Raw genomic sequence first — 15720 nt, forward strand, 5'->3', positions numbered from 1 at the left:
ACACCAGCAACCTAACGCGCATCTAATGAATCAGACCAGCAACCACGGCAGCTTTCCTTCGCTTGCGGAGAACGGGTTTTGGAGGTATTTCAACTTCATCGCGCTGTATTTTGCCGAAGGGCTGAACATGGGGATGCTGTTCGTGGGCCTGCCGGCCTGGATGGCCATGAAGGGCAAAACCCCGGGCGAAATCGGGGGCTTTGCCTTTGCCTGCGCCTTGCCGTGGACGTTTAAGTTCGTTGTGGCCCCGCTCATGGACCGCTACACCTACCTGCCCATGGGGCGCAAAAGGCCCTGGGTGCTGTTCGGGCAAATCGGGCTGGTGGCCAGCCTCGTGGCCATGGCCTACGTGCCGGACCCGCTGAACAACCTGCAGTTGTTCATGGCGGCCGCTTTCGGGGTGTCGGCGTTCGGGGCCATTCAGGACGCCGCCACCGACGGGATGGCGGTCGACGTCATCCCCGAAGACGAGCAGGCGCGGGCCAACGGGTTCATGGGCGGCGCCCGGATGATTGGCAGCTCATTAGCCCTCGCCCTGGGCAGCTGGATGCTGAGTACCTACAGCTTCACGGCGGCCATGCTGGCGGTGGCGGCCATGATTGGCTTCATGACGCTGGTGCCCATCTGGCTAAGGGAACAGCCGGGCGAAAAAATAGCCCCCTGGACGGTGGGAACCACCTCGCCGGCCGCCAAAAAGCTCCAGGCCACCAACTGGCTCGCTATCCTGCAGTCCCTGCTCAATGTTTTTCGCCTGAAAAACTCTCTGATAATCTCCCTGCTGCTATTTATCACGATGGGGGCCTACAATTACTTTGAAACGCTGCTGCCCCTTTTCGCCGTTAAAATTTCCGGCTGGACCAACGTTTTCTATGGGCAGGCCTTTGCCACGGCGGACCTGATTGGCGGCATCGGGGGCATGCTCATCGGCGGCTACCTGATTGAGAGATTCGGGAAGAAACGCATGATTAGCGTCTATTTTGCTCTTATTATTCTGATGGTCATCGCGCTGAGCGTGTTGAAAATATACTGGAGCAACACCCCCTTTATTTACGGATTCATCATCGGGTACCGCTGGCTCAATGCCTTCGCAAAAATTGGCGTTTACGCCATTGCCATGCAGTGCAGCTCCAAGAAAATTTCCGCCAGCCACTTCACTTTCTACATGACGATTGGGGCGTTTGGCTCTATGGTCGGCGCCACGCTGATAGGCCCCATCAAGGATAATTTCAGTTGGGAAATAACCTTCTTCTCGTTTGTTGGAATGATTGCCCTGGCGTGGCTTACGATGCATTTTTTAAACATCGACAAGCAGATAGAGCAGCTTGCCGAGTTAGAAGATAAGGAGTCAGAAAAGCAGGTGGCGCAGCTCGTCCGATAAAACCCCTTACTACCCTAGCAACCTGGCCCCGGAACTGCTGGCCCGCCGCCGCAAGCCGTCTGTGCTTGGCCGAACCCGGGCGCATGGCCATCGTCATATTGCAGGACGGGGGCGTGCGGTTTGCATAGGACTCGGACGGCAAGGCAGTTTTTTGGGAGCAACCAATCCTGTAGGGCACAACAGGTGGCGGGCGCCTGCAAACGGCTGAAGGCCGCACCTTTTACTCAGCCACCAATCTCGCTAATCTTTCCTGAGGGCCTGCATCATAGCCCCAGTTCGGAAAATTTCCGCTTGCCCTGCCCGAAGTAGGCCCACACCACGCTGCCCGCGTACACGCCGGGCCGCTCGGCCACCCGCAGCCGGGGCCGGGCGGCCCGGCGCTGCGTGCGCCAGTAGCCCAACTTCCCATAAAAACTGAAGTGCGCCCGCAGCACCGCCCAGAAATTATCGCCCTGGCCCGCGGCCAAAAATCGCAGGCCCGCCACGCCGTCCAGCACCAGCCGTTGGAGCAGGGGGCCGTAGAGCTCGCCGGGGGCCGCGTTTTTGTAGAGCAGGGCCAGGCCGTTGCGGAAGTTGAGGTAGGTTTTGCGGGGGTTGGTTTTGGGCAGGGCGCCGCCGCCGACGTGGCGCACGGCGCCGCCGCCGTGGTACCAGACCTCGTGCCCGGCGTTTTGCAGGCGCCAGCAGAGGTCAATTTCCTCCATGTGGGCAAAAAAGGCCGGCTCGAAGCCGCCCAGGGCCTGCCAGGCCGCCCGGCGCACGAGCAGGCAGGCCCCGCTGGCCCAGGCCACGGGGCGCGGGTCGTCGTACTGGCCGTGGTCCTTTTCCAAGGTGTCGAACAAGCGGCCGCGGCAGAAGGGGTAGGCCAGCCGGTCGAGGTAGCCGCCGCCGGCCCCGGCGTACTCAAAATACGTGGGGTCGGCGTGGGCCAGGATTTTGGGCTGCACGGCGGCGATGCGCGGGTTGCCTTCCAGGAGCGCGCGCAGGGGGCGCAGCCAGCCCGGCGTCACTTCCACGTCGGAGTTCAGCAGCACGTAAAAGTCGCTGTCGACCTGCGCCAGGGCCTGGTTGTAGCCCTCGCAAAAACCCAGGTTGCGGTCGAGCAGAAGCAGCTCCACCGTGGGGAAGTCGCGGGCGAGCAGCTCCACCGAGTTATCGGTCGAGGCGTTGTCGGCCACCACCACGCGGGCGCCGTCGGCGTGGGCCAGCACGCCGGGCAGGAAGCGGGCCAGGAACCCCGCCCCGTTCCAGTTCAGCACCACAATGGCCACGGTGGACGCTTCGCTTAGTGAAGAATGAGGAATTAGGAATGAAGAATTTACGCTTGAGGCTTTCTTTTCCACGTCGCCCCCTAATTCCTCATTTCTCATTCTTAATTCTTCATTGAGCGAAGCGTTCAGCTTAGGCGCCAAAGCCGCTCAGGTCGAGGCCGGGGACGTTGGGCATCAGGCCGCTGGTTTTGCGCTGCAGCTCCAGGCGGGCCAGCTCGCCGGCTTCGTCCAGGGCCTTGTTCACGGCGGCCACCACGAGGTCGGCCAGCATGTCGCGGTCCTGCGGCGTGAGCAGGCTTTCGTCGATTTCGAGCTTGAGGATTTTGCGGTGGCCGTTGGCCGTGGCGCGTACTAGGCCGCCGCCGGCTTCGCCCGTGGCGCTGATGTGCTGAATTTCTTGCTGGGCCTGCTGCATCTTGTCTTGCAGCTCTTTCACTTTGCCCATCATGCCGTTGAGGTCGAATGCCATGGTCTTTGTCAGTTTAACAGGTAACAATTATCAGTGAGCAGAACACGGGAAGGCTCGAAAAGTGCGAGCCGTCGGCCCCGGCAGATGCCGAAAGTGAGCCGGCGGTTGGTTCCGGGCCGCTATTTTATTTCAGAATCGTGACCGAGCCGGTGGCGGTGAACGGCTGGCCGTCTTCGTCCGTCTGCTGAAACCGCCACGCGTAGGTGCCCAGCACGGGCGCGCGGCCCCGGATGCGGCCGTCCCAGGTGTCGGTGCGCTGCGTGCCGCGAAATACTTCCTGCCCGTTGCGGTCCACCACCACGAAAGTGTATTTCTGCAAATACTTTCCCTTCACTTCCAGCACGTCGTTCAGGCCGTCGCCGTTGGGCGTGAAGGCCGTGGGAATGTTGAGAAAAAGCCGCCGCGTGACGGTGGCCAGGTTGGAGTAGCTGAACGTGCCCGCGGGCAGGCCGGCCCCGCTTATTTGCAGGCGGTAGCGCAGCACCTGCTGGTCGGGCGGCGGGGTCAGGTCGGTGTAGCTGCCGCCATTCACGGCCGCCGTGCTCAGCACGCGGCCATCGGCGGCCAGGCGCTGGAGGGCGTATACCGCCGGGGTGGCGGGGTCGGGGCCCACGAAGGCGCTCCAGGTCAGGGCCGCGGCGGTGCCGTCGGGGTTGTCGGCGCGGGCCGTGAGCAGGGCGGGGCAGGTGCTGGCGCTTTCGGGCGCCGCGTTGCCGCACACGTCGGTGAGGCGCAGCGAGTAGCAGGGCGGGTTGGCCCGCAGCTCGGCCAGGGCCGCAGAGTCGCGCTGGGCGCGGGCCGTCGCGGCTACGTTCCCGAAATCAGCCGCCGGGCGGCCGCCGGCGGCGCGCCGGTAGCGCAGGGTGCTACCCGGGGCGAGGGGCGCGGCCAGCAGGGGCGTCAGCTCCACTACGTTATTCAGGTTGAAGCTGGCCAGCAGCTGGGGCTGGCGCGGGGGCAGGGCCGACTCCGTCCGGACGGCTACTTCGTTGGATGCGGCCGCGCCGCCGCCCGGCTGGGTGGCCGTCACGCGGTAGGCGTAGGTGGTGCCGCACTGCACGTTGGCATCTTCCAGCAAGGGCGGGGTGCCCGTGAAGGTGGTGAGCGGGATACCGTTGCGGGTAACGGCATAGGTAGTGCCGGGCCCGGCGCTGGTGGTCAGGGCCAGTTGGTTGCGGTTTTGGGTGGAGCTGCCGGTCAGGCTCAGGGTGCAGATGGTGGCCGAGGTGGCCGGGCTGCCCCCGCACGCGTCGGTGCGCAGCAGGCGGTAGCAGCCCGCCGGGGCACTGGGCAGGGCCACGCTGCTGCTGCCGGCCGGTACCGGGGCCACGTCGCGGAAGGCCCCGGCGGTTTCGAGCTGCAGCACGTAGCGGTAGCCGGCCGGCAGCTGGCCCACGGCCAGGGTGGCCGCGCCGCCGGGCAGCGCCCCTTGCAAGGTGAGGCTGGTAAACAGCGGCGTCTGCGGCGGCGCCAGCGCGGGCAGGGGTTGGCTGGCGCTGGCCGTGCAGAGGGCCGTGGCGGCATAGCTGCCCGTGACGGTGACCGTGGCGCCCGCCGGCACCGGCAGCACGGTGCCCGGGGTGCGGGTCACGGGGAAGGTCGCCGGGTTGCCGCTCACCTGCGCCGAGTAGCTGTCGTAGGTGGCGTCGGTCACGGTGACCAGGGCGCCGCCGCCGGGGCAGGGCAGCAGGGTGAAAGACGGGGGCGGCGTGGCGTATACCCGGAAGGTGCGGATGTAGTACTTGGCCACGTTGCCCTCGTTGGCCAGCTCCGACACCGTCACCGTGCCGACGTCGGCCGGCTGCGGGGTGTAGACGTAGGGCGTGGCGGCGGGAGACAGGAAAGGCGGCTTGCACCGCGGGGTCGAGGCGGTGAAGGTGGTGCCCACCCCGGGCAGGACGCCGTAAAAAACCAGGTCGTCGTCGATGGTCCGGCTGGGGCAGGGGGCAAACCGCACCCCGCGCCCCACGCAAAAAGCACTGACCGGCTGGCCAGTGGCTGCGTCAAACGCATCGAAAGTGCAGCCCCCCATCGGGTTGGGCAACTCGCAGGACTGCCCCCGCGCGACGCCGGCCGCGAGCAGCAGGGCAAAGAAGAAAAAGCAGCGGGTCACCAGCTTCATAGGGAGCACTCGTAACGTGGGCCGGGGCGAGATAGGGCCCCCCACGCGGAAAACGTCGGCCCAAGCCCCCACCGAAACCCCTCGGCCTCGGCTGACCGCCGCGCACGGCAGGGCCGCCAGCCCCGAATGGCCCGTCGGGGCCGTCCTGCCGAACGAAGGTTCGGGTGGGCTTATTGCCAGTCAAACTTACGGACGAAGGCGGCGGCGCGGTGCAGGTCGGGGTAGAGCACCCGGTCCTGGCCCACGAATTTCACTTCCTGCTGAAAAGCGGCCACCACCCGCTCCAGCGCCGCCGAGGTGCGGGCCGGCCGGCGAAAGGCCAGGGCCTGCACGGCCGTCAGCAGCTCGATGCCCAGCACTTGCTCCACGTTTTCGACCACCCGGCGGGCCTTGGTGGCGGCATTGGCGCCCATGCTCACGTGGTCTTCCTGGCCGTTGCTGCTCACGATGCTGTCCACCGATGCCGGCGTGCAGAGCTGCTTGTTCTGGCTCACGATGCCGGCGGCGGTGTACTGGGGAATCATCAGGCCGGAGTTCAGGCCCGGCTCGGCCACCAGGTACTGGGGCAGGCCGCGCTGGCCCGACACCAGCTGGTAGGTGCGGCGCTCCGAGATGCCGCCCAGCTCGGCCACGGCCACGGCCAGGTGGTCGAGGGCCAGGGCCAGGGGCTGGCCGTGGAAGTTGCCGCCGCTCAGTATCAGGTCCTCGTCGGGGAAGATATTGGGGTTGTCGGTCACCGAGTTGCACTCGGTTTCGACCACCTGGGCCACGTAGGCCAGGGCGTCGCGGCTGGCGCCGTGCACCTGCGGCTGGCAGCGGAAGGAGTACGGGTCCTGCACGGCCGTCCGGGGCTCGGTTTGCAGCTCGGAGCCGGCCAGCAGCCCGCGCAGCCGCCGGGCCACCAGCCCCTGCCCGGCGTGGGGCCGGATGCGGTGCAGGCTTTCGTGGAACGGGTCGGCGCCGCCCCCGAATGCTTCGGTGGACAGCGCCCCGACGACGTCGGCCGCGGCGGCCAGGCGCTGGGCGCGCAGCACCCCGTCCACGGCGTAGGCCAGCATGAACTGGGTGCCGTTGAGCAAAGCCAGGCCTTCCTTGGCTTCCAGGACGAGGGGCGCCCAGCTGAACAGGCTCAGGGCGTCGGCCGCGCGCAGGCGGTAGCCCTGGTAGTTCACTTCGCCCAGGCCCAGCAGCGGCAGGCACAGGTGCGCGAGCGGGGCCAGGTCGCCGCTCGCGCCCAGCGAGCCCTGCTCGTACACCACGGGCAGCAGCTCGCGGTTGTACATGGCCACCAGGCGCTCGGCGGTGGCGGTTTGCACGCCGCTGTGGCCGTAGCTCAGGCTTTGGGCTTTGAGCAGCAGCATGAGGCGGACGAGGTTTTGGGGCACTTCGGGGCCGGTGCCGCAGGCGTGCGACATCACCAGGTTGACTTGCAACTGGGCCCGGGCTTCGGGCGGAATGCTCACGTTGTGCAGCGAGCCAAAGCCGGTGTTGATGCCGTAAATCGGGGCGTCGGCCCGGGCCAGGCGGCGGTGCAGGTAGGCGTGGCAGGCGGCGATGCGCTGGCGGGCATCGTCGCCGAGCGCGACGGGCCGGCCGTCGGCCAGCAGGGTGGCCAGCGCCGCCAGGGTGAGCGGCTGCGCGGGCGAAAGGAGGTGGGTGGGCATTGCGGGCGGGGCGGGGTGGCCGCAAAAATAGCCGCATTCTCACGGGCCGCGGGCGAGGCCTTGCCGCCGGCCGGTCCATCGACCAACGGCCGGCGGCCGTCGATGAGCGGCCCGCCGCGTCGTTAATCGACGGGCGCCGGCCGTCTAACCGCGTCGGTTTGCTCCCGGCCGATTAAGCGGGCGGCGGCCGGTCAGGACGGGTAGTTTCGGGCTGTTCCACCACGCAAGGCCCCCCGCCGGGCGGCCTTGCGCTCACCCTTTTTTCGCCCGCCAGCCCATCCAGCCCATGCTCACACTGCCTGCCCCCTCCAAACTCGCCGTGGCTGCCCGCCTGCTGGGCTGCGGCCTGACCCTGGCCGCCGCGGCCTGCTCCAACAAGAACGCCGCCGATGCGCCGGCCGACCCGTCGGCCCCGGCCGCCACGTACCGGGCCGACGTGGCCCTGTCCTGGCTCAACCTGCAACTGAAGCTGGTGCGCACCACGCCGGCGGGGCCGGTCAACATTTTCGGGCGGCCGTTTGGCTACACCGGCATCGCGGGCTACGAAGCCGTGGTGCCCGGCATCCGCAACGCCGCCTCGCTGGCGGGGCAGCTCAACGGCCTCGGTGGCCTGCCCGTGGCCGACCGCACCCTGGCCTACAACTGGGCCCTGAGCGCCAACGCGGCCCTGGCGGGCATCAGCCGCGGCCTGTTTGCCAATACTTCGGCGGCCAACAAAACGACCATCGACTCGCTGGAAGCGGCCAACGCCGCGGCGTTTCAGGCCGGGGCGGGGGCCGAGGTGCAGGCCCGCTCCGCCGATTTTGGCAAGCAGGTGGCCGCGGCGGTGTTCAACTGGTCGAAAACCGACGGCTTCGACAACGCCACCGCCTACGCCTTGCTCGTCGGGCCGGGCCTGTGGGCGCCCACGGCCCCGGCCTTCGCGCCGGCCGGCTTTCCCAACTGGGGCAGCAACCGCACCCTGGTGGCCGGCAGCGGCGCCGGCGCCGACCCCGGCCCGCCGCTGGCCTACTCGGCCGCGCCCGGCTCGCCCTTCGCCCGCATGGCCCAGGAAGTGTACGACGTGGCGCAGACCCTCAGCGCCGAGCAGCGCGCCATTGCCCTGTTCTGGAACGACATGCCCAACGGCCGCAACTTCACCCCGCCCGGCCACTGGCTGTCCATCCTCGGGCAGGTGCTGGCCAAGGAGCAGCCGCCACTCGACCGGGCCCTGATGGCCTACGCCAAGCTGGGCATCAGCATGAGCGACGCCGGCATCAGCTGCTTCAAAACCAAGTACACGTACAACGTGCTGCGGCCCATCAGCTACATCCGCGGCGAGCTGGGACACCCGGCCTGGCTTTCGCTCATTCCCGCGCCCAACTTCCCCGACTACAGCGCCACCCACGCCACGATTTCGGGCGCGGCGGCCGAGGCCCTCACCAGTGTGTTCGGGGCCAACTACGCCTTCACCGACCAGAACTACGCGCAGTTTGGCCTGGGCACCCGCTCGTACGCTTCCTTCGAGCAGGCGGGCACCGAGGCCGGCCTCTCGCGCCTGTACGGCGGCATTCACTACCGGGCTTCCTGCGAAAAGGGCGGGGCGCAAGGCCGGAAAGTGGCTCAAAACATCGCCGAGAAACTCTCGCTGCGCTGAGAACGAGCTGTTTGAATGGTCCCGAAGACGCCCTGTTTGGCGTCTTCGGGACCGCGCCGTTCGTGGTTCGTTCAGCGACGCAACGCAACGCAACCTGTTACGTCACGTCGCTGCTCTGGCCGTCGCCCGACAAACTCATTCAACTTCCTTGGCTTTGTTACCGACCAGCGTGGTGGAGTTTTCTCTCCCGCCTTACCGAGTCCGCTTCGGCCGGCCCTACCCCAGCACTTCGTCGACCCGCTGCCGAAACAGGCGGCCGATGGGCAGCTCCTGGTTCGTGAGCTCGATGTGGCGGGCGCTGTAGGTGCGGATTTTATCCAGGGCCACGATGAACGAGCGGTGGATGCGCAGGAAGTTGCTTTCCGACAGCTTTTCCTCCATGCCGTTGATGGTCTGCTTCACCACCAGCGGCGGCCCGGCGGCGGTGTGAATCTTGACGTAGTCCTTCAGGCCTTCAACGTAGAGGATGTCGCGCAGCACCACTTTCACCATCTTCCGGTCGATGCGGAAATACAGAAAGGCGTCGGGGTTGGCCGCGTGGGCGGCTTCGGGCAGCGGGGGAGGGCCCTCCGCTTTGCCGGCCTTGGCCACGGCTTTCAGAAACCGCTCCAGCGACACGGGCTTGAGCAGGTAGTCCACCGCGTCCAGTTCGAAGCCCTCGTAGGCGTACTCGCGGTAGGCGGTGGTGAAGATGACCTGCGGCGGGTGGCGCAGGCTGCGCAGGAAATCGGTGCCGAGCATCTTGGGCATCTTGATGTCCAGAAACATCAAATCCACGGGCTGCTGCTGCAGGATGCCGAAGGCCTGCAGGGCGTTGTCGCAGGTGCCCACCAGCTCCAGGTGGGCTACTTCCCGCACGTAGGATGCGAGCACTTCCAGGGCCGGGGGTTCATCATCAACCAGTAGGCATTGCAGTTTCATGGCGGGCTCAAGGTGGGTTTCTCGTTGCTGGTTGCTGGTTCGACGCGGGCTGCCGCGCGGCGGGCGACGGGGCTTCGGGGGCGGGCTGAGCGGCGGGCAGCGCCGCCGGGGCGAGCTGCAAGTGCAGCGCAATGAGGAAAGTGTCGGGCTCCGACACGATTTTCAGCTCGTGTCGGCCGGGGTAGAGGCGGGCCAGCCGCTGCCGGATGCTGCGCAGGCCCGGGCCCTCGCGCAACCCGTGTTCCGCGCCGGCTTGGCTGTTAATGACTTTGAAGATAACCGAATTTTTTTTCGCCACTAAGTCGAGGCTCACCCACGGGCATTCCAGCCCCGGCCCGGTGCCGTGCCGGAACGCGTTTTCCAGAAACGGCAGCAGCAGCAGCGGGGGAATGCGGTGGGCGTCGAGGGCGCCGCTGACGCTGAGCGCCACGTCCACCCGGGCGCCGAGCCGCAACTTTTCCAGGGCCACGTAGCACCGCATCATCTCGGCCTCGTCGGCCAGGGGCACCGTGTCGAGCGGGCTTTCGTAGAGCAGGTAGCGCAGCAGCGCCGACAGGTGCAGCACCGCCGCGGGCGACTCCGGGGCCTTGCGCGCCGTGAGCCCGTGCAGGGTGCGCAGGGTGTTGAATAGAAAGGTGGGCTGGAGCTGGGCCTTGAGCAGTTGCAGTTCGGTGCGCAGTTGGCGTTGCAGCAGCGCCTGCTGGAGCTGCCGCTGCGCGTACCAGCCGTTCATCACCTTCACGGCCACGGCGGCGCCGGCCGTGGCCATGAGCACAAACCAGGTGTAGCTCAGCATCAGGTATTCGTCCCAGCTAAACGCCTGGCGCGGCGGGATGCCGAACAAGCCGGGCTGCACCACGAAGTCGAAAAAGGCCCGCGTCAGGCCCGTCACCACCACCGTGAACCCGACCCAGCCGGCCAGCAGCGCCAGCGTCAGCAGCAACTGCTGCCGCCGCAGCAGCCGGGGCAGCAGCCCGTAGAGCAGCGGGTAGATGGTGAGCAGCGCGGCCGGCAGTTGGTTAAAAAATAGCCCTGAGATGTAGAGCTTCGTTCCAATGGCGAAGTGGGCGGGCAGCTGGATTAAAAAATTAAGCCCCAGCACCACGACCCAAAACAGCGCGTGCTGTACCACCCGGCTTTCCAGCCAAGGGTTGAGGTGAGTTTGCAGCGACGGATGCACGGGCGGGTTCACGGCCGGAACGCGGGAAGGGGCGACTGGAAACGGGCGGGCTCCGCGGCGCGGTCGGCCGCTGGCCGCGCCTGGGGTACGGGTGCGGCCTCGGCGGCCGGCGCGTCGGGCAGTTGGAGCGTGAGCCGGACCCGGAAGGTGTCGTCGCGGGCCTCCACTTCCAGCGTATGCCGCTGCGGGTAGAGCAGCGCCAGGCGCTGGCGCACGTTGCGCAGGCCAATGCCCGCGACGGGCGGCGGGGCGGCCTCGTCCGCGCCCGCAGCGTTTTTGGTGTTCTCGATGACGCAGCTGAACGTGGAGCCGGCCACGGCCAGCCCGATGCGGATGTGCGCCTGCCCCAATTGCTCGGCTGAGCCGTGCTTGAACGCGTTTTCGACCAGCGGCAGCAGCAGCAGCGGCGCGATGCGGCCCGTGGCCGGAATGTTGTCGGCCGCAAACTCCAGGCGCAGTCGCGGCCCGTAGCGCAGCTGCTCCAGGGCAATGTAGTCGCGGAGCAGGGCCACTTCCTCGGGCAGCGTGACCAGCGGCGCGGTGCCCTGCTCCACCACGAAGCGCAGCAGCCTGCTCAGCCGCTCGACCACCCCCGGCGCCTCGTCGGCCTGCCGCAGGGTAAGGGCGTAGAGGTTGTTGAGGGTGTTGAAGAGGAAGTGCGGGTGAATCTGGGCCTTGAGCAGTTGCAGCTCGGCCTGGTAGTTCTGCTGGGTGAGCTGCAAGTTGACCAGTTCTTTCTGCCGCCACTGCCGGTACACCTTCAGGCAGGCCGCCGCGCCGGCCACCAGCAGCAGCGGCGTGTGGGCGCCGGTGGCAAACACGACGTGGCCGTCGGGAAACGGAGAAAACTCGTTCCGGTGCAGCGGCACGAGCACCCAGTACCGGAAGGCAAACGTGAGGGCCAGGCTGCCGGCGAACCAGCCGGCCAGCCGCGCCAGAAAGGACCCGCGGCGCCCGTCCCGCCAGAGCAGCGGCAGCACCCCGTAAAGCAGTGCGTAAGTGGCCAGCATGAACGGCACCGAGACCAGCAGCACCGCGTCGCGCAGGGCCCGCCACGGGTAGGTCGTCGATTGCAACACGCGGAGAAACAGCAGCACCATCAGGGCCACGCAGACCAGCCAGAACAGCCCGTGGCGCAGCCACCACCGCTCGTCGATTGCCTGAAGAAGCCGGGCCAACCCCCGGTTGTGTGCCTGTGCCATGTCGATGTCCGCCAGTAAGCGCAGGTAAATATATCGACCTGCGCGCCGGTAATCCGCTAGAAATCCGCTTTATAGACCAACTGTCGCCCAGCGTCGACCAACGACCAAACCGGCGGTTGGTCGACGCTCCCGGTCCGTATTGGCGACCCGCCCCGGCGCCGGGCGAATAAGCAAGCGGTGGCTTTTTCAATCGGGCATCTTTGGGCACATCAGCGGCTAAGCGGGGCCTCTCGCGGGCCCGGCCGCCGCGCCAAAACCGTCCACATTTTAACTCCCCACACCCATGAAACGCGTCGCCTACTTACTCTGGTTGCTGCCGCTCGGTGCCTGCGAAAACAAAAAAGACGTTGCGCCCCAGGTCCCCACCGATTTTGCCACCCCCGCCGATGCCAAGGCATTTTTCTACGACCTCGACGCGCAGCAGATGCGGGCCATGGTTGGCCGGGACTCGGCGTTTTTTGCCCGGCACTACGCCACCACCTACTACAACTGCACGCCCTACGGCGAACTGAACGACAAGGCCACCGAAATTCAGACCTTGTTGCGCGGGCCCTGGGTGACGGTGGAGGCCATTGCCCCGCAGTTCGACGTGTTTGCCCACTCCGGCGACCAGGCCTTGCTGACGAATACCAAGCGCATCAAAATCCGAACCCCGGCCGGGGAGTCCTTCATCTACGTGCGCCGCACCATCGGCTTTCAAAAAATCGACGGGCGGTGGCAGGGCATTTCCGGCCAGGGCACCCTGGTCCAAACCCGCTACGTGGGCCAGTAGGCCGTTGTTTTTCAACCTCGAATGGCCTGGTTTTCTGCCTCAAATCTTCGCTTTCTGTCGTTTTTCCTAATCCCTAAAACCATGAAAACTGCTTTTGTCTTCCGTCTGAGCGCCGTGCTCCTGCTCCTGCTCCTCGCTCCTCTCGCGCACGCCCAGACGACGCCCGCCGCCGCGCCCAACCCAGCCCTGGGCTACTGGAACGTCGAAACCAACCTCACCACCCGCGACCATAGCATCGTGCGCTTCTACAACGCCCACGACCAGCTCGTGTACGAAGAGCGCCTCGCCACCTGCCTCGACCTGGCCCGCCGCGGCCACCGCACCCGGCGCACCAGCCGCCAGCTCACGGCGGCCCTGCAGCGGGTGCTGCGCGACCCCGCCGCGGCCCGGTCCACCACGCTGCTGGCCCAGCAGTTTAGCCCGGACCGTCGCGTGCAGCGGGTGTACGCCGTGCGCTGAAGCGGCAAGCACCCAACCCAGCGTGCCAGAAGCGCACACAAAGCTAATTTTTAAATAACAATTGTATATTTAAAAATTAGGTATTTTATGTCTTAAATTGTGGCCGGTTGTGGCCGGCGGGCGGTTTTGGCCGCCCGCCTGGTTGCGAGCCGGAAGAGGATGACACTGTCGTATTCCGGCGGCCGAACCAACCCGTTCCGGCCGCATTGGCTGAAGCTAAGCGCTGACGGCCCACCTGTGCAACTTCTTAAGCCTCGCCAGTCCATGTTCGGTTGACCGGCCGTGGACCAGGGCTCCTGTTCTCACCTTTTTCTTTCCTCCTATGCCGTTTTTCTTACTGATGATTCGACCCTGGCGCCGCTGGCTGCTGGGGGCCGCTACCTTATTCGGCGGCGCCGGCGCGCACGCGCAAACCCCCGCCAGTCCGCCGCGCCCGAGTGCCGAGCAAACCGGTAACTTCCGCTGCGCCTTCGACAGTGTGCAGCAAGCGGCCTTCGCCCGCCAGCCCGGTGCCAAAGCCGCGTACGAGCAGTTTCTGGCCCGGGCCGCCCGCGGCGCCGCGCAAGAAGCCGCCCGCGGCCCGCAGGGCGCAGCCCCCGATGTGACCATTCCCGTGGTCGTGCATATTGTCTTCTCTAGCGGATTCGGCATCAGCGATGCGCAAGTGGCGGATGCGCTGCGAATAGCGAATGAGGACTTGAGCAAAACCAACGCCGACACGGCGGCCATCGTCCCGGCGTTTCAGTCGCGCGTGGCCAATGTGGGCTTCCGCTTCCGGCTGGCGCAGAAAGACCCCAGCGGCGACTGCACCACGGGCATCACCCGCACGTATTCGGCACTTGCGTCCATAGCTTATGGGGAGCTGATAAAATCGGAAGTCAATTGGGACCCGGACCGTTACCTCAACATCTGGGTGGTTGAGCCCAGTCTTTCTCCTGGTAGAGCGGGCTACGCTTTTTTGCCCTGCACGGGCGGGAGCCGAGACGGCATCGTGATTGACAATCGGCATTTCGGCTCCATTGGTACGGCCATCAACAGCAACTTCGCCGCGCGGGCGCTCACCCACGAAATCGGGCACTACTTCGGCCTGCGTCATACCTGGGGACCGACCAACACACCCGGCGAGGCCGGCAACTGCGGCATCGACGACGGCATTGCCGACACGCCCAACACGACCGGCACGAGTGGCTGCAACTTGGCCTTCGCGCCCTGCACCGACCCGCAGACCAGCCAGCCTATCCTGGCCAATGTGCAGAATTACATGGACTATACCTCCTGTACCAACATGTTTACCAACGGCCAGCGGGCCGTGATGCGCGCCTCCTTGGCGCTAAGCTGCCGCAGCACCCTCTCATCGGCGGCCAACTTGGTGGCTACGGGTACCAACGACGGCTATCAGCCGCCGGCCGCCGGATGCCCGCCGGTGCTAAGGATAGTAACCGACCGCCGCCGGGTGTGTCCCAACGGGCCAGTCTTCCTGTCTTCGTACGGCAGCACCGCGGCCCTGAACGACGTGAACGCGCAGCGCCAATGGTTATTTCCGGGCGGGGTGCCGGCCTCCAGCCCTCTGCGCACCCCAACGGTAGTCTACGCCACGCCAGGTATCTACAACGTGACGCTCACCGTAACCCCGGTCGGGGGCGGGACGCCCGTCAGCCGTACGGAGTCGAGCTGGGTATTGGTGGGTGGCCCCGGCACGGGACCGAGCGGGCCGCTAACGGAGTCATTCGAAAACCCGGCCTTTCCCCGCAGCTTTGGACCCCTGGATTTGCGCAATTGGGATTCGGACACAATAGCTCGTTCTTCGGGCGCGCGCTGGCGGCGCGTGAGTGGCGGCGGCCTGGTGGCGGCCAACGGCACCGCCTGCCTGTCGATGTCCAACGGGGCGGCTAGTTCGCTCAACCCCAACCGGGCCAGCATTACCTCGCCGGCTTTTGACCTGAGCGGGTTTCAGGGGCGGCCCGTGGAGCTGAGGTTTCGCACGGCCTGGGCCGTCGACCCGTTGGTGGTTAACAGCGCAAGCCGAGATGAATTGCTGGTGCAATACGGCACAGACTGCGAACTTCAGAGTAACACGGGCGGGCGCAACTATTTGAACGGGGAACTCATCGCCGCGGGGCAGGCCGCTCAGACGGGCTTCGTGCCCACCTCGGCCCAGCAGTGGACCACGCTGGCTCTCCCCCTCGACCCGCGGTACATCGGCCCGAGCACGTGGGTGAGGTTTGTCGCGCGAAGCAACGGCGGCAACCCGTTCTACCTCGACGACGTGCGCATCGTGGACGCCGCCACGCCCACGGCCACGTCGGCGGCCGAGTTGGCCCGCCGGGGCATCGGCGTGTATCCCAACCCGCTCACGGCCGAAACCGCCGTGCACTTCACCCTGACCGCCGCCGAGCGGGCCGCCGTCCGCCTCACCGACATGCTCGGCCGCGAAGTGGCCAGCAGCCCCGCCAAAAGCTACGGCCCTGGCCCCCAGGCCATCCGCCTACCCGGGGCTGCTGGGCGGGCGCTGCCGGCGGGGGTGTACGTGGTGCACCTCACGCTGGGCCAGCAAGTCTTTACCACGAGGGTGCTGGTGCCCCAATAATTGCTTCCCCCGGCCCCGGCAGCACCAGCGGGACGCCCTTGGCATTGGCGTGCTTGAGC

Annotated in this window: 12 protein-coding genes; 5 read left to right on the top strand and 7 right to left on the bottom strand. The window is 66.6% G+C overall.

All coding sequences use genetic code 11. The features are described from left to right. The first annotated feature begins 25 nt into the window (after window positions 1-25). Complete coding sequence (locus RMO51_RS02610; protein ID WP_310391725.1) at window positions 26-1378, top strand: MFS transporter; 1353 nt, start codon at window positions 26-28, stop codon at window positions 1376-1378. A 263-nt stretch (window positions 1379-1641) separates the two neighbouring features. Here RMO51_RS02610 and RMO51_RS02615 read toward each other — a convergent pair whose 3' ends face one another. The 4 genes from RMO51_RS02615 to hutH form a co-directional block, all read right to left on the bottom strand. Continuing rightward, window positions 1642-2748, bottom strand: a complete 1107-nt coding sequence (locus tag RMO51_RS02615; protein WP_310391727.1) for a glycosyltransferase family 2 protein — start codon at window positions 2746-2748, stop codon at window positions 1642-1644. 31 nt (window positions 2749-2779) lie between these two features. Then, a complete protein-coding gene (locus RMO51_RS02620; protein ID WP_310391729.1) occupies window positions 2780-3118 on the bottom strand; it encodes a YbaB/EbfC family nucleoid-associated protein in 339 nt (112 codons plus the stop codon). Window positions 3119-3242: 124 nt separating this feature from the next. Next, window positions 3243-5240, bottom strand: coding sequence for a gliding motility-associated C-terminal domain-containing protein (locus RMO51_RS02625; RefSeq protein WP_310391730.1), 1998 nt, complete (start codon window positions 5238-5240; stop codon window positions 3243-3245). A gap of 170 nt (window positions 5241-5410) precedes the next feature. Continuing rightward, on the bottom strand, window positions 5411-6904 hold the full coding sequence (hutH, locus tag RMO51_RS02630; protein WP_310391731.1) for a histidine ammonia-lyase: 1494 nt from the start codon (window positions 6902-6904) through the stop codon (window positions 5411-5413). Between the two features lie 286 nt (window positions 6905-7190). On the opposite strand from hutH, the gene RMO51_RS02635 reads away from it, so the two are divergent. After that, window positions 7191-8540, top strand: a complete 1350-nt coding sequence (locus RMO51_RS02635; protein WP_310391733.1) for a vanadium-dependent haloperoxidase — start codon at window positions 7191-7193, stop codon at window positions 8538-8540. A 216-nt stretch (window positions 8541-8756) separates the two neighbouring features. On the opposite strand, the gene RMO51_RS02640 is transcribed toward RMO51_RS02635, so the two are convergent. Genes RMO51_RS02640 through RMO51_RS02650 form a run of 3 tightly spaced genes read right to left on the bottom strand, consistent with a single transcriptional unit; the run spans window position 8757 to window position 11843 of the window. Then, window positions 8757-9461, bottom strand: a complete 705-nt coding sequence (locus RMO51_RS02640) for a LytTR family DNA-binding domain-containing protein (protein WP_310391735.1) — start codon at window positions 9459-9461, stop codon at window positions 8757-8759. A 7-nt stretch (window positions 9462-9468) separates the two neighbouring features. After that, window positions 9469-10653, bottom strand: a complete 1185-nt coding sequence (locus tag RMO51_RS02645; RefSeq protein ID WP_310391737.1) for a sensor histidine kinase — start codon at window positions 10651-10653, stop codon at window positions 9469-9471. Further along, window positions 10650-11843, bottom strand: a complete 1194-nt coding sequence (locus RMO51_RS02650; protein WP_310391739.1) for a histidine kinase — start codon at window positions 11841-11843, stop codon at window positions 10650-10652. Before RMO51_RS02650 ends, RMO51_RS02645 begins: the two co-directional genes overlap by 4 nt. 283 nt (window positions 11844-12126) lie before the next feature. Between RMO51_RS02650 and RMO51_RS02655 the strand changes: the two genes are divergently transcribed. The 3 genes from RMO51_RS02655 to RMO51_RS02665 all read left to right on the top strand — a co-directional run bounded on the left by RMO51_RS02655 (window position 12127) and on the right by RMO51_RS02665 (window position 15661). Next, entirely contained in the window at window positions 12127-12615 is a 489-nt protein-coding gene (locus tag RMO51_RS02655) for a nuclear transport factor 2 family protein (RefSeq protein ID WP_310391741.1), read from the top strand. Window positions 12616-12696: 81 nt separating this feature from the next. Beyond that, on the top strand, window positions 12697-13074 hold the full coding sequence (locus RMO51_RS02660; protein ID WP_310391743.1) for a hypothetical protein: 378 nt from the start codon (window positions 12697-12699) through the stop codon (window positions 13072-13074). A 322-nt stretch (window positions 13075-13396) separates the two neighbouring features. Beyond that, window positions 13397-15661 carry a M43 family zinc metalloprotease gene (locus tag RMO51_RS02665; protein WP_310391747.1) on the top strand — a complete coding sequence of 755 codons (2265 nt, stop codon included), beginning with the start codon at window positions 13397-13399 and terminating at the stop codon, window positions 15659-15661. Window positions 15662-15720 lie beyond the last annotated feature (59 nt).

It is taken from the genome of Hymenobacter sp., from assembly GCF_031398885.1.
Taxonomy (GTDB): Bacteria; Bacteroidota; Bacteroidia; order Cytophagales; family Hymenobacteraceae; genus Hymenobacter.

Bases quoted from the DNA above. Each gene is read 5' to 3' on its own strand.
- RMO51_RS02610 (WP_310391725.1), top strand. From the start codon at position 26: ATGAATCAGACCAGCAACCACGGCAGCTTTCCTTCGCTTGCGGAGAAC.
- RMO51_RS02615 (WP_310391727.1), bottom strand. From the start codon at position 2,748: ATGAGAAATGAGGAATTAGGGGGCGACGTGGAAAAGAAAGCCTCAAGC.
- RMO51_RS02620 (WP_310391729.1), bottom strand. From the start codon at position 3,118: ATGGCATTCGACCTCAACGGCATGATGGGCAAAGTGAAAGAGCTGCAA.
- RMO51_RS02625 (WP_310391730.1), bottom strand. From the start codon at position 5,240: ATGAAGCTGGTGACCCGCTGCTTTTTCTTCTTTGCCCTGCTGCTCGCG.
- hutH (WP_310391731.1), bottom strand. From the start codon at position 6,904: ATGCCCACCCACCTCCTTTCGCCCGCGCAGCCGCTCACCCTGGCGGCG.
- RMO51_RS02635 (WP_310391733.1), top strand. From the start codon at position 7,191: ATGCTCACACTGCCTGCCCCCTCCAAACTCGCCGTGGCTGCCCGCCTG.
- RMO51_RS02640 (WP_310391735.1), bottom strand. From the start codon at position 9,461: ATGAAACTGCAATGCCTACTGGTTGATGATGAACCCCCGGCCCTGGAA.
- RMO51_RS02650 (WP_310391739.1), bottom strand. From the start codon at position 11,843: ATGGCACAGGCACACAACCGGGGGTTGGCCCGGCTTCTTCAGGCAATC.
- RMO51_RS02655 (WP_310391741.1), top strand. From the start codon at position 12,127: ATGAAACGCGTCGCCTACTTACTCTGGTTGCTGCCGCTCGGTGCCTGC.
- RMO51_RS02660 (WP_310391743.1), top strand. From the start codon at position 12,697: ATGAAAACTGCTTTTGTCTTCCGTCTGAGCGCCGTGCTCCTGCTCCTG.
- RMO51_RS02665 (WP_310391747.1), top strand. From the start codon at position 13,397: ATGCCGTTTTTCTTACTGATGATTCGACCCTGGCGCCGCTGGCTGCTG.